Below are 12,953 nucleotides of genomic sequence, written 5' to 3'. Positions count from 1 at the left end.
AACCATGATGGGATACTGATCTAATGCCCTTGACCACGGAAGCGGCCTCCGCCCCGCATGCCCAGGCTGCCTGCGCGGTCGTGGATGGTGCGGCGACCGATCTGGTGGCGTTATCGCATGACATCCACTCCGAACCCGAGCTGGCCTTCCATGAGGTTCGCAGTGCCCTGAAAACCCAGCGGCTGCTTGCTGAGCGCGGATTTGAGATCGTCACTGGTCAGGGCGGTATGGACACCGCATTCCGGGCCACCTTCGGGGATGGCCCACTGGTCATCGGAGTTTGCGCCGAGTACGACGCGCTGCCCGGGCTCGGGCACGCCTGCGGGCATAACATCATCGCGGCCTCTGCGGTCGGTACCGGGCTGGGGCTCGCCGAGGTTGCCGATGCCCTCGGGCTCACCGTGGTGGTTATCGGCACGCCTGCCGAGGAATTCGGCGGCGGCAAGGCACTTCTGCTCAAGGCGGGCGCCTTTGATGACATCGCGGCCGCGGTGATGCTGCATCCCGGGCCGATCGATATCGCCGGCGCCCGGTCGCTGGCGCTCACCGACGTCATGGTCACCTACCACGGCAAAGAGTCACATGCCGCGGTCGCACCCCACCTCGGAATCAACGCCGCCGACGCGGTCACCGTCGCACAGGTCTCGATCGGCCTGTTGCGCCAGCATCTTTCGCCCGGGCAGCTGATCCATGGCATCGTCACCGAGGGTGGCGAGGCAGCCAACATCATCCCGGGTCGAGCCGCGATGCAGTACACGATGCGTGCCGTCGAATCGGTCTCCCTGCGCGAGCTGGAGCAGAAGGTGTACGCCTGTTTCGCCGCAGGCGCGATGGCGACCGGATGCAGCCACGAGCTCGCTGAATCTTCGCCCCCATATCTGGAGTTGACGCCGGATCCCTGGCTCGTCCAGGTGTTCCGTGAGGAAATGGAATCCCTGGGCCGCACGCCGGTGCCCGCGGAGTTCGAAGCCGCGGTGCCTTTGGGCAGCACCGATATGGGCAATGTGACACAAGTGCTGCCCGGTATCCACCCGGTCGTCGGCATCGACTCGGGTGGGGCTGTCATCCATCAACCGGATTTCGAAAAGGCGGCGAAGGAACCAGGTGCCGATCGGGCGGTGGTCGAAGGAGCGAAGATGTTGGCGCGCACCGTGATACGTCTGGCTGAGGACGAGACCGAGCGGTCCCGAGTGCTGGAGCGACTGGCGCGTAGGACGGTGGCGGTATGAGTGAATCGCTAACCGCCCTAGCGGATCGTTGGCTCGAGGAGAACTCGGAGACGCTGATCCGGTGGCGTCGTCACATCCACGCGCATCCCGAGCTGGCGCGCCAAGAACATGCCACCACCGAATACGTGGCCGCCCGGCTGGCCGAAGCCGGGTTGAACCCCAAGGTGCTACCCGGTGGCACCGGAATTACCTGCGACTTCGGGCCCGAAGACGGTCCGCGGGTGGCGCTGCGCGCAGATATGGACGCCTTGCCGATGCAGGAACGCACCGGCGCCTCCTATGCGTCGACGGTGCCGAATGTCGCGCACGCGTGCGGGCACGATGCGCACACCGCGATCCTGCTGGGCGCGGCGATGGCCCTCAATTCGGCACCCTCGCTGCCGTCGGGGGTGCGCCTGATTTTCCAGCCGGCTGAGGAGGTCATGCCGGGTGGCGCTATCGATGTGGTGGCCGCTGGGGCAATGGCCGGTATTACGAGAATCTTTGCCCTGCACTGTGATCCGCGACTGGAGGTGGGCAAGGTGGCGATTCGTGCTGGGGCGATCACCTCGGCCGCGGACACCGTCGAGGTCACGCTGCATTCCCCGGGCGGGCACACGTCACGACCGCATCTGACGGCCGACCTGGTGTACGGCCTCGGCACCATCATCACCGGCCTACCGGGAGTGCTGAGCCGCCGCATCGATCCGCGGGCAGGCACCGTCATGGTGTGGGGAGCCGTCAACGCAGGCCAGGCCGCCAATGCCATTCCTCAGATCGGCTCATTGGCCGGCACGGTGCGCACCGGAAGCCGCGACGTATGGGTCACGCTGGAGGACACCGTCCGCGATGTGATCGAGGGACTGCTGGCACCGCTGCGCATCGATTACACCCTCAACTATCGGCGCGGGGTTCCTCCGGTCATCAACGAACCCGAGTCCACGCACATCTTCGTGCGGGCGATCCAGGACATCGGGTTGGACGCGCTCGCGGAGACCACTCAATCCGGTGGCGGCGAGGACTTCTCCTGGTATCTGGAGGAGGTGCCGGGCGCGATGGCGCGGCTGGGGGTGTGGTCGGGAACCGGCCCGCAGCTCGATATCCACCAGCCCAATTTCGATATCGATGAACGGGCGCTGGGTGTTGGCGTGCGGACGTTGGTCAACCTTGTGGAACAAAGCGCGGTCTAGTCAGGCCGTTCCGGGACCGATATTGCGCGACGCCCGGGTGCGCAATCCGTGCACATAAGTTTCTGGGGCTCCAGCGATTTCCGCTGCATCTGCCATCACGCCAAGATACCGGGCGGACGGTAGTCCACCCTCGTAGGCGTTGACGACGTAAAGCCAGGCCAGCACCGGGTCGGTGTTGGTATCGGAGGATTCGCGGTCGATCCGGCAGCGAATCTTGGTGTGGATACCGAGCTCTGAACCTTCCCAGCGATCGAGGTTGTTCTCGTCGGCCCCTGTCATGTCGTACAGGACCACGAATACCTTCGAATGTGGGTCCTGCACGACCGTGGCCAGTGCGCCCTCCCAGCCGATATCCTCCCCGCCGAAGGTCAGCCTCCAGCCGTGCAGCCAGCCGGTGCCGGCCATGGGTGAGTGCGGCGCCCGCTGCAACATCTGCTCGGGGTGCATGTTGGAACCGTAGGCGGCGTAGAGCGGCACGGGGGCAAGCCTAGTGGTCCTGTGTCTCAGGTGGCGGCAGGGATGGCGGCAGGGTTCCCCAACGATGGCAAGCCGGGTCGGTTCGGTGCTTGTAGGTTTGACGCCGTGGCAACGCGCATCGTGATCATTGGTGGAGGACCAGCGGGGTACGAGGCGGCACTCGTTGCCGCGGCCCATGAGCGAAGCACCACCGAGGTGACGGTGATCGATTCCGACGGCATCGGCGGCGCCTGTGTGCTCTTCGACTGTGTGCCGTCCAAGACGTTCATCGCGTCCACCGGTGTGCGCACCGACCTGCGGCGCGCGCCGAACCTGGGTTTCGACATCGATGTGGAGCACGCCAAGATCTCGCTGCCGCAGATCCACAGCCGCGTCAAGCGCCTCGCCTCCGAGCAGTCGGCTGATATCGCCGACCGTCTGCGCAGTGCCGGGGTGCGGCTGATCGCCGGGCGCGCCGAGCTGGTCGATCACGTGGTCGGGATGGCATTCCACCGGATCAAGGCCAGCCTGCCCGACGGCAGCAGCACCATCCTGGAGGCCGATGTGGTGCTCATCGCGACGGGCGCCAGCCCGCGTGTGCTGGCCCATGCGCGGCCCGACGGCGAACGCATTCTCACCTGGCGCCAGCTCTACGACCTGGAGGAGCTGCCCGAACACCTCATTGTCGTGGGTTCGGGTGTGACGGGCGCGGAGTTCGTGCACGCATATACCGAGCTGGGCGTTCAGGTGACCGTGGTGGCCAGCCGGGACCGGGTGCTGCCGCACGAGGACGAGGATGCCGCCCTGGTTCTGGAGGACACCCTGGCCGAGCGCGGTGTGACGCTCGTCAAGAACGCCCGGGCCGATTCGGTGACCCGAACCGATACCGGCGTCCGGGTGGCGATGGCCGATGGACGGGTGGTCGACGGCAGCCATGTGCTGATGACGGTGGGATCCGTTCCGAACACCGCCGGCCTGGGCCTGGAACGGGTCGGAATCATGCTGGGCGCTGGCGGCTACCTCACCGTCGACCGGGTGTCCCGCACATCGGTGGCCGGCATCTACGCCGCGGGTGACTGTACGGGCCTGCTGCCGCTGGCCTCGGTGGCCGCGATGCAGGGCCGCATCGCGATGTATCACGCTCTTGGCGATGCGGTGCAGCCGATCAGGCTGAAAACTGTTGCTGCCGCCGTTTTTACGCGTCCGGAGATCGCCGCTGTGGGGGTCTCCCAGGCGGCCATCGACAACGGTGAGGTGCCTGCCCGCACGGTGATGCTGCCGCTGCACACCAACCCGCGGGCCAAGATGTCTGGCCTCAAACGCGGTTTTGTGAAGATCTTCTGCCGCCCGGCCACCGGTGTGGTGATCGGCGGTGTCGTGGTCGCTGCGAACGCCTCCGAGTTGATCCTGCCCATCGCTATCGCGGTGCAGAACCTGCTCTCGGTGAACGATCTGGCGCAGACGCTCTCGGTGTACCCGTCCCTGTCGGGCTCGGTGACGGAAGCGGCGCGCCAGTTGATTGCCCACGACGACCTGGACTGACTTCCGGCGATACACGCCATAGCGGCGTGCATCACTGACGAGATCGCTACTGGCCGGTAACGTGATGTTCCGGAGTGATTCCCAGACCCTGTGAAGGCGTAGAAGGGAAGTAATCGTGAGTGACGCAACCAACCCGTCGCGATCGAGGGGGCCTACCTATACGTTCCTGGGACCACAGGCACGTTCGCTGAACTGGGAGCGCCTCGGATCCGAGCAGTTCGATGTCATCGTGGTCGGTGGCGGCGTGGTCGGCGCCGGATCGGCGCTCGATGCCGCCACTCGCGGGCTGAAGGTCGCGTTGGTTGAGGCGCGTGATTTCGCTGCGGGTACGTCGAGCCGGTCCTCGAAAATGTTCCACGGCGGGCTGCGTTATCTGGAACAGCTCGAATTCGGTTTGGTGCAGGAGGCGTTGCGCGAGCGGGAGCTGTCGCTGACGACACTGGCGCCGCATCTGGTCAAACCTCTTCCGTTCTTGTTCCCGTTGACCAATCGGTGGTGGGAGCGTCCCTACGTCGCCGCCGGAATCTTCTTGTATGACCAGATGGGTGGCGCGAAATCTGTTCCCGCCCAAAAGCATCTCACTCGCGCAGGTGCCCTGCGGCTTGCGCCGGGGCTGAAGCGCAACTCACTCATCGGCGGTATCCGTTACTACGACACGGTGGTCGACGACGCTCGTCACACCATGAATGTGGCACGCACCGCCGCGCATTATGGGGCGGTCGTCAGGGCTTCGACGCAGGTGGTCTCGCTGCTGCGTGAGGGTGATCGCGTGACCGGCGTGGTGGTGCGGGACACCGAGAACGGCGCCGAGACCGAGGTACGCGGGCATGTCGTCGTCAATGCCACCGGGGTATGGACCGATGAGATCCAGGCGTTGTCGCGTACGCGTGGCCGGTTCCGGGTGACCGCATCCAAGGGTGTTCACATCGTGGTACCGCGAGACAGGATTGTCAGCGAGGTGGCGATCATCCTGCGGACAGAAAAATCGGTGCTGTTCGTCATTCCGTGGGGCAACCATTGGATCATCGGGACCACCGACACCGAGTGGAATCTCGATCTGGCGCACCCGGCCGCCACCAAGGTGGACATCGACTACATCCTCGACAAGGTCAACACGGTGTTGGCTACATCGTTGACACATAACGATATTGACGGGGTGTACGCGGGGCTGCGGCCACTGCTGGCCGGTGAGGATGACGACACTTCCAAGCTCTCCCGCGAGCACGCCGTTGCCGTGGCGGCCCCAGGTCTGGTGGCCATCGCCGGCGGCAAGTACACGACTTATCGCGTGATGGCGTCCGATGCCATCGATATGGCAAGCGAATTCGTGCCGGCCCGGGTGGCGCCATCGATCACCGCCAAGGTGCCACTGCTCGGCGCCGACGGCTATTTCGCGCTGATCAACCAGACCGAGCATGTGGGGGAGACGTACGGTCTGCATCCATACCGGGTGCGGCACCTGCTGGACCGGTACGGATCACTGATCGGTGAGGTACTGGCCTGTGCGGGTTCGGATCGCAGCCTGCTGCAGCCGATTGCCAAGGCCCCGATGTACCTGAGAGTGGAGGCGCTCTACGCGGTGGTGGCCGAGGGTGCACTGCACTTGGAGGACATCCTTGCGCGGCGTATGCGGATTGCGATCGAATACTCGCACCGTGGAGTCGACTGTGCCCAGGAAGTTGCCGAGCTGGTGGGTCCGACGCTCGGCTGGTCGGCGGAAGACATTGTCCGCGAGGTGGATACCTATCGTGCGCGGGTTGATGCCGAGGTGCGATCGCAGCGCCAGCCCGACGACGCGTCGGCGGATGCACTGCGGGTGGCCGCACCCGAGGCGCGCTCGTTCATCGTCGAACCGGTGACCGACGTGCTGTCGCCCTCCAAGTGAGTCACGGTTATGAGCCCCAGGCGAAGGGCTCCTGAGCCACCGCTACCGGTGCGGGACGGCTTGGGGCCGGTCCGAATCCGACTGCGCGAGAGCGGGTGTGTGGTCGACGAGCTGGTTTCCAGATTCGGTTCGGCCGCCGCCGAAAAGGTGAGCCGGGGCGAAGTCGTCGATGCCGCAGGCGTGCCGGTCACTGCCGATACACACCTGCCCGCCCGGGCGTCGGTATACACGTATCGCGAAGCGGCCGTGGAGATTCCCGTCCCGTTCGCGATCGACGTCTTGCACTGGGACGAGAATGTCTTGGTGATCGACAAGCCACACTTCCTCTCCACGATGCCGCGCGGGCGGCATGTCACCGAGACGGCACTGGTGCGTCTGCGCAAGGCATTGGACCTGCCTGAGCTGTCACCGGCACACCGGCTCGATCGGCTCACCGCGGGTGTATTGCTGTTTACGGTGCGTCGTGAGGCGCGTTCCGCATACCAATCGTTGTTCGCGCAACGCCAGGTGTCCAAGACCTACGAGGCGTTGGCACCCGTCGATCCCGACGTTACCCTTCCGGTGACGCTGCGGAGCAGAATTATCAAGCGGCGCAGTATCCTTCAGGCATTCGAGGAGCCGGGACCGGTGAACGCCGAAACGCATATCGAACTGGTCGAGCGGGTGGGCGCGGTGGGCAGATACCGGCTGACACCAATCACGGGACAGACGCACCAGCTGCGGCTGCATATGAGCGGCCTCGGCATTCCCATCGTCAACGATCCCCTCTATCCCACGATCGTCGATGTCGGCGAGGACGATTTCAGTCGCCCGCTGGCGCTGCTAGCACGGTCGATCGAATTTCGGGACCCCTTGTCTGGCAAGCAGATCCGCTATCAGTCGGGGCGCGATCTCGGATTCGAGTCGTTTGTCCCGGGCTAGTCGTCCTCAGGCTTCCGCTAATTCCGCATCTGCCACGGCTCGCTGCGTGCCGGACGCTCCGGGGACAAGGCGGTAGTCGGACAGCTGGAAATCACGCATTTGCTTGCGGTATTGCGTTGCGAACCCCGGATACATGGAGGCGTTGAAGCCATCGGAGGTCAGGTACCAGCTTTGGCAGCCGGTCATCCATGTTGTCCGCTTGAGCCGCTTCTGTATGTCGATGTTGTAGCGCCGCTCGACTTCCTCGCGGACGTCCAAGTAGATGAGATCGTGGTCGACGACGGTCCGGATTCCTTGAACCGCGTAGGCGATCTGTGCTTCGAGAAAGACGAGGAGTGAGTTGTGGCCGGGGCCGGAGTTGGGGCCGTTGGTGAGAAACAGGTTCGGGAAACCTGAGGTGTGGGCGCTCTTGTATCCGTAGGCGTGGCCCGTCCACTTGTCCTTGAGCGTGCGGCCACCGAGTCCGGTTACGGGGAAGGGCGGTCCGTCCAGATGCACGTCGTAGCCGGTGGCGAAGACGATGCAGTCGACTTCGTGCTCGACTCCTTCGCTGGTGCGGAGTCCCTTTGGACTGATGGTGGCGATGGGCCAGGTGATGAGTTTGCAGTTGTCCTTCTGCAGGGCCGGGTAGTACTCGCTGGAGACCAGCATGCGCTTGCAGCCGGCGCGGAAACTGGGGGTGAGCTGACGCCGCAACCATGGATCCGGCACGGCGCTCCGCAGATGTGCAATCCCTAGCTTCTGAATGAGCGTGGTAATCGGGGTGTTCCACACCAGCCCGAGGGCCGCGACCTCGTGCCCCCAATAGAGTGCGGCCCTTGACGCACGCTGTGTCGCCGGAACGGCGGCATACAGTCGCCGTAGCGCTGGTGGCACAGCCACATTGAGTCGGGGCATGACCCAACCCGCGGTGCGCTGGAACACCTTCACGGACTCGGCGGTCTTTACCAACTCGGGGATGATCTGGATGGCGCTGGCACCGGTTCCGATCACGGCGACATGCTTGCCGCGCATGTCGTAGTCGTGGTCCCACTTGGCGCTGTGGATCTTGTGGCCCTCGAAGGTGTCCATTCCTCGCATGGTGGGCAAGCTGGAATCAGACAACGGACCGGTGGCCATGATGATGGTCCGCGCACGGTACTCGATACCGGAACTGGTTGATACACGCCAGATTCCTTCTTGCTCGACGAAATCGAGTGCGGTGACTTCCTGGTTGAACCGGATCAGATGCCGCACTCCGAACCTGTCCGCCAACTGGTCGATGTGCTGGCGCAGCTCATCGGCGGGTGCGAAGACACGTGACCAGTGCGGGTTGGGCGCGAAGGAGAACGAATACAGCATCGAGGGGATATCAACTGCAGCACCGGGATACGTGTTGTCGCGCCATGTTCCGCCGAGCCGGTCCGACCGGTCCAGGATCAGAATATCGTCGACGCCGGCCTCGAGGAGCTTGTGCGACGCTCCCAGGCCGCTGAAACCCGCACCGATAACGAGAGTGGTGTAGGTGTGTGAAGTCTCGAACTGGTCGGTCATGCGGCTTCCCTGCGCTCGATGCCCTTGCTGACTGGGGCATAGGTGATTTCGCTGAACCAGGTCGGTACCTTCGGCAGCAGTCGCGTCGGGATGAAGTCGCTGGCCTTGACCATGACATCGGCGAGTATCTGATACGGATACCACTTGTTGACGACTAGGTTCGAATGCCACTTCACCACGTGGAATAGCGGCATGCGCTTGGTATGTGTACCTCGCGCGCCCAGCGTCTTGAAGCGGTCCATCGCGGAGTAGAGGCGCTCTGGTTCAAAGCCCATGCCGACCATTTCGCGAAGAATCCGGTTCAGCAGCGGCACGTACATCAGCGCACCGATGATCAGGCCGGGCGAGGCGACGGTTCCCACGAATTCGATCAGGATTCGACGCAGCCGGGCATGTCCGAGCCTGTCGATGACCTCGAAACCCACTGCAATGTGCCGAGATTCATCGTTGTTGATCTTCTCGAAGACCTGGTTGCATACCGGGTCGTGAACCTCGTCCAACAGGAATTTGAGCAGGGCGCCGTCGAGCGCGACTTCCAGCATCGGGATCACCGTGCCGAGCGTGGACATGGGCATGTCGTCGGCATACCGATCCAGCCAGTCCATGGCGAGCCGAATGTTGACGTTGGGCTCGGGCAACTCGCCCTCCTCCAGCATCCCCCAGCGCTTCATCAACGCCAGCTCGGCGTTGGCATGCCGTTGCTCCTCGGCGTGGAAGTAGCGGTAGATCTCCGCGAGAGTCGGGTCCTCGGCCTTTCTGGCCAGCGCCGCGAAACCACGCGCGCCGACGTTCTCGATCCAGGCCAGGTCGGCCATGAACGCCTTGAGCTTGGGCTTGAACGCTTCGTCGATGGTTTCTGCCCCTGGAGCGTCCCAGTCGATGTCGGCGAGTCCCCATTGCCGATCCTTGATCTTCGCCAGCGTGGTGTTGAGATCCATTACTGCCTTGTCTCCTTCGTATATGCCAGCGGAGCATGGCGACCGACATCATGTCGAGGATCACATCACCACTATGGACGCCATTTGTCAATGGCAAGGTGTTGAGAGTGTTCGGTTATTGCACCATTGACTAGTGGCATATTTGCGGCCATGCTGGTGTTCGACAGGGCGGCCGAGGGCCTCTTGCCGATGCCGCCGTCGCTAGGCGCGAGCATCCTCCGACTTGTAGGCGGTTTTCCGCGTAACACGTTTCAAATCAGTGGTTTTCGACCACGCCGCATCACATAACGAAAGGCAGGTCAGTCGGATGTTCGGATTGAGCACGCTGCGCGGTGTCAGACGCGCACAGGGCAATTCGTACGGGGCGCAAGCCGTTGTCACCGGCGCGGGCAGCGGTATCGGTCGTGCATTCGCCCTGGAGTTGGCCGCGCGCGGTGGCGATGTCGTTTGTGCCGACATTGACAAAGATCGTGCGGAGCAAACGGTCCAAACCATCGAACAGACCTACGGCCGCCGTGCCCACTCCGTACAGTGCGACGTCGGGAAGCGTGCCGATATGGAAAACCTTGCCCTGCATACCGAGCTGATTTTCAATGGTCCACCCACTCTGATCGTCAACAACGCGGGTGTTGGTATTGGCGGTCGATCAGTCGGCGATATCGGGCTCGATGACTGGAAGTGGACACTCGATATCAACCTCGGCGGTGTCATACACGGCTGCGAACTGTTCGGCAGGAACCTGCGCGATGCGGGCCGTGGCGGAATCATCAACGTTGCATCGGCCGCCGGATTTGCCGCGGCTCCGCAGATGGCCGCGTACAACGTCTCCAAGGCGGGAGTCATGTCGTTATCGGAGACGATGGCGGCTGAGTTTGTCGGCACCGACGTCACCGTCACCGTGCTGTGTCCGACGCTGGTCAAGACCAATGTGATCGCCGATGGTCGAATCCCGGTGTCCACCCTGCAGTTCGGCCAGAAATTGATGGGATGGTTCGGCTTTGCGCCCGAGCGAGTGGCTCGGCTTACCCTCGATGCCCACGACCGCGGCAAGCTCTATGTGATGCCGCAGCCCGATGCCGTCCTGGGGTGGTATCTCAAGCGCTACCTCCCCGTTCAGTGGATGCGGGCGCTGGGATTGGTTCAGCGGCTCCTCCCGGCGGAGAGCGGAGCTCGTGGCGACCTCGCCGATGCGACGACCGGGGACTAGCCGTCGGCGCGGTGTCATGCCTGCCCATCCATGGAACCGATTAGTGTTTGAGGTGTGATGTGGCCTCGATATCGGACCGCAGTGCGGTGACGACTGGCAACCAGCCGATGGGATCCAGCTCCCGGCAACGGGCCGACACGATCTCTGCGGTGTTGGTGAACGTTCGCAAGGCGCAGCGCCGCGTCCGGAATCTGTCCCGCGATGCCGTTGATTCGATCGTTTCGCAGCTGCTCGATTCGCAGGCGCGGCCGTCGGCATCGGAATCGGCGACAGAGAAATTCCACATCGCCGATCTCGCTCGTCTCGCCGGCACCACCACCAGGAACGTGCGGCTTTACCGTGAACGGGGACTGCTGCATGCGCCCCGCCGTGACGGGCGATCCGCGATCTACGACGATAGCCACCTGGCCCGCCTGCGACTCATCGTTTCGATGCTGGATCGCGGTTACAAGATCGCACACGTCAAAGAGATGATCGACGCCTGGGAGCGCGGCGGCAACATTGCCGACATTCTGGGCGTTGAATCCGCACTGGTGGGTGGGCAATGGGCCGTCGAGAGACCGGAAACCGTGCCCCGCTCGGTGGCGGTCGAATTTGCCGGAGGGGCGGTCAATCTCGATGAGATGGCTCGCCTGGGCCTGGTTCAGATCGAAGATTCGAGCGTTAATCTGTTACGGCCCAAGCTGATTAATGCGTTCAACGAGGCACGCGGGCTTGGAATCGACATGCCGGAGATTCTGGATGTGCATGCCCGAATCTCGGAATTGCTGCAACAGGTTAGTGAGATTCTGGTCCGGGCGGGTGCGGACCACTACCTAGCACGGATTGATATCAAGACTCTGGCGACCGGCGAAGCCGATTTCAGCGGCCTTTCGTACACCCTTACCCGGTTTCGGACTCTTGCCACAGAAGCAGTTGGCACGAGTATGGCTACAGCGATCGATGATTCGATCAGATCGGTTTTGAGCGGATATCTCGCGGCGCTGCTGGAGACGCCGGATCTCCCGGAATCCGGGCCCTGACGCGCGTGCCAGATGGGCGGAGCTCTGTCATGGGGCTAGGTGCTGTTCTGTTCTAGCTCGGCGACTCGAGCTCTAAGCCTCTCGATTTCGGCGGTGAGCTCGGCCTCCTTGGCCGCGGCCCGTTCCTGATATGCCTTGCCGAGCTCTGAGATGTACTGCTGGTCGTAGCGGGGGATGATGCTGCGGGAGCAATTCCAGTCGAATGCCTCCACCGCCACTTCGATCTCGCGGCGTTCGCCGTCATGCACACTGCCACGGCCGAACACCTTGAGGCGCTGCTTGCGCGGGTAGTCGACAAAGAACATCGCCAACCGGTCATCGGCGGCGAGGTTTCCGAGTGTCACGAACTGGTTGTTGCCGGGAAGGTCGATGAACCTCAAGGTGTTGCCGCCGAGATGCCGGACGAATCCGGGAGGGCCGCTGCGGTATTGGAGATACGGCCAGCCCGTCTGCGTCACGGTGCCCAGGCAGAACTGCGTAGCCTCGGCGATCATCCGCAGCTCCCGTGGTCCCAGGTCGTCGGGGCCGTCGTCGGGGCGTTCCAAGTGCGTGCCATAGGCCACGTAGCTGCCGTTGGTGCGCTGGCGCTCGATCGCATCCGGGCCGAAGGCGAGATGGTGGTAGTGGTTGTTGGTCATGGGTATACCGCGATCTCGACGAGATTCCCATCAGGGTCGCGGCAGTAGTGCGATGTCATCTCGCCCAGTGCACCGACCTTGGTGACCGGTCCCTCGATGATCTCGATGCCGCAGGCGATGAGATGGTCCACGACCTCCGAGGGCGACGCATCGGTCACGAAACAGAGGTCATCGGACCCCGCTGCGGCGGCCAGGCCGGTGAACCATTCGTCCTGGGTCGCCGTTACGGGCCGCAGGTTGATCTTCTGCCTGCCGAACACCAAGGCTGTACGCGCCGCAGGCCCAAACGTTTCTCGAGACATACCGAGGACGCGCTGATACCAGGCCGCGGTTGTGTCCACGTCGCTGCAGTTGATCACGATGTGGTCGAACCGCGTCACCTTCACTTGTACCGTTTCCTCTTCGTGCAAGCG

At 63.5% G+C, this 12,953-nt stretch carries 12 protein-coding genes; 7 read left to right on the top strand and 5 right to left on the bottom strand.

Annotated features, from left to right (window positions below; all coding sequences use genetic code 11):
* Positions 1-23: 23 nt before the first annotated feature.
* Both AB0H22_RS02125 and AB0H22_RS02120 read left to right on the top strand, forming a co-directional pair.
* The gene (locus tag AB0H22_RS02125; protein WP_180748542.1) at positions 24-1,229 is read left to right on the top strand and encodes a M20 family metallopeptidase; all 1,206 of its coding nucleotides are present in this window, start codon (positions 24-26) and stop codon (positions 1,227-1,229) included.
* Entirely contained in the window at positions 1,226-2,398 is a 1,173-nt protein-coding gene (locus tag AB0H22_RS02120; protein ID WP_180748541.1) for a M20 family metallopeptidase, read from the top strand. Before AB0H22_RS02125 ends, AB0H22_RS02120 begins: the two co-directional genes overlap by 4 nt.
* Here AB0H22_RS02120 and AB0H22_RS02115 read toward each other — a convergent pair whose 3' ends face one another.
* The gene (locus AB0H22_RS02115; RefSeq protein ID WP_180748540.1) at positions 2,399-2,875 is read right to left on the bottom strand and encodes a gamma-glutamylcyclotransferase; all 477 of its coding nucleotides are present in this window, start codon (positions 2,873-2,875) and stop codon (positions 2,399-2,401) included.
* A 105-nt stretch (positions 2,876-2,980) separates the two neighbouring features.
* Here AB0H22_RS02115 and AB0H22_RS02110 point away from each other — a divergent pair, with 105 nt between their 5' ends.
* From AB0H22_RS02110 to AB0H22_RS02100, 3 genes are all read left to right on the top strand, one after another.
* Positions 2,981-4,396: an NAD(P)H-quinone dehydrogenase gene (locus AB0H22_RS02110; protein ID WP_180748539.1), complete on the top strand. Its 1,416-nt coding sequence runs from the start codon at positions 2,981-2,983 to the stop codon at positions 4,394-4,396.
* Between the two features lie 115 nt (positions 4,397-4,511).
* Positions 4,512-6,281 carry a glycerol-3-phosphate dehydrogenase/oxidase gene (locus tag AB0H22_RS02105; protein ID WP_180748538.1) on the top strand — a complete coding sequence of 590 codons (1,770 nt, stop codon included), beginning with the start codon at positions 4,512-4,514 and terminating at the stop codon, positions 6,279-6,281.
* A gap of 9 nt (positions 6,282-6,290) precedes the next feature.
* Positions 6,291-7,202, top strand: coding sequence for a pseudouridine synthase (locus AB0H22_RS02100; RefSeq protein WP_180748537.1), 912 nt, complete (start codon positions 6,291-6,293; stop codon positions 7,200-7,202).
* 6 nt (positions 7,203-7,208) lie between these two features.
* On the opposite strand, the gene AB0H22_RS02095 is transcribed toward AB0H22_RS02100, so the two are convergent.
* Together AB0H22_RS02095 and AB0H22_RS02090 are read right to left on the bottom strand one after the other, a co-directional pair.
* Positions 7,209-8,735: an NAD(P)/FAD-dependent oxidoreductase gene (locus AB0H22_RS02095; protein WP_358144441.1), complete on the bottom strand. Its 1,527-nt coding sequence runs from the start codon at positions 8,733-8,735 to the stop codon at positions 7,209-7,211.
* Positions 8,732-9,673: a ferritin-like domain-containing protein gene (locus tag AB0H22_RS02090; protein WP_180748535.1), complete on the bottom strand. Its 942-nt coding sequence runs from the start codon at positions 9,671-9,673 to the stop codon at positions 8,732-8,734. The genes AB0H22_RS02095 and AB0H22_RS02090 overlap by 4 nt, the downstream gene beginning before the upstream one ends.
* Before the next feature lie 307 nt (positions 9,674-9,980).
* Between AB0H22_RS02090 and AB0H22_RS02085 the strand changes: the two genes are divergently transcribed.
* Together AB0H22_RS02085 and AB0H22_RS02080 are read left to right on the top strand one after the other, a co-directional pair.
* The gene (locus AB0H22_RS02085) at positions 9,981-10,880 is read left to right on the top strand and encodes an SDR family NAD(P)-dependent oxidoreductase (protein ID WP_180748534.1); all 900 of its coding nucleotides are present in this window, start codon (positions 9,981-9,983) and stop codon (positions 10,878-10,880) included.
* Positions 10,881-10,939: 59 nt separating this feature from the next.
* A complete protein-coding gene (locus AB0H22_RS02080; RefSeq protein ID WP_180748533.1) occupies positions 10,940-11,902 on the top strand; it encodes a MerR family transcriptional regulator in 963 nt (320 codons plus the stop codon).
* A 35-nt stretch (positions 11,903-11,937) separates the two neighbouring features.
* Here the strand turns inward: AB0H22_RS02080 and AB0H22_RS02075 are convergent, their stop codons facing one another.
* Positions 11,938-12,540, bottom strand: coding sequence for a pyridoxamine 5'-phosphate oxidase family protein (locus AB0H22_RS02075; RefSeq protein WP_180748532.1), 603 nt, complete (start codon positions 12,538-12,540; stop codon positions 11,938-11,940).
* Complete coding sequence (locus AB0H22_RS02070; RefSeq protein ID WP_180748531.1) at positions 12,537-12,950, bottom strand: VOC family protein; 414 nt, start codon at positions 12,948-12,950, stop codon at positions 12,537-12,539. Before AB0H22_RS02070 ends, AB0H22_RS02075 begins: the two co-directional genes overlap by 4 nt.
* Between the last annotated feature and the right edge of the window lie 3 nt (positions 12,951-12,953).

The sequence above is a fragment of the Mycobacterium sp. NPDC050853 genome, from assembly GCF_040653875.1.
Classification (GTDB): Bacteria; Actinomycetota; Actinomycetes; order Mycobacteriales; family Mycobacteriaceae; genus Mycobacterium.
The sequence above is the reverse complement of the archived record's forward strand: the minus strand, read 5'-3'. Positions and strand labels throughout refer to the sequence as shown.

Excerpts from the sequence above, each read along its gene's own strand:
- AB0H22_RS02125 (WP_180748542.1), top strand. The coding sequence starts at position 24 with ATGCCCTTGACCACGGAAGCGGCCTCCGCCCCGCATGCCCAGGCTGCC.
- AB0H22_RS02120 (WP_180748541.1), top strand. The coding sequence starts at position 1,226 with ATGAGTGAATCGCTAACCGCCCTAGCGGATCGTTGGCTCGAGGAGAAC.
- AB0H22_RS02100 (WP_180748537.1), top strand. The coding sequence starts at position 6,291 with ATGAGCCCCAGGCGAAGGGCTCCTGAGCCACCGCTACCGGTGCGGGAC.
- AB0H22_RS02095 (WP_358144441.1), bottom strand. The coding sequence starts at position 8,735 with ATGACCGACCAGTTCGAGACTTCACACACCTACACCACTCTCGTTATC.
- AB0H22_RS02090 (WP_180748535.1), bottom strand. The coding sequence starts at position 9,673 with ATGGATCTCAACACCACGCTGGCGAAGATCAAGGATCGGCAATGGGGA.
- AB0H22_RS02085 (WP_180748534.1), top strand. The coding sequence starts at position 9,981 with ATGTTCGGATTGAGCACGCTGCGCGGTGTCAGACGCGCACAGGGCAAT.
- AB0H22_RS02075 (WP_180748532.1), bottom strand. The coding sequence starts at position 12,540 with ATGACCAACAACCACTACCACCATCTCGCCTTCGGCCCGGATGCGATC.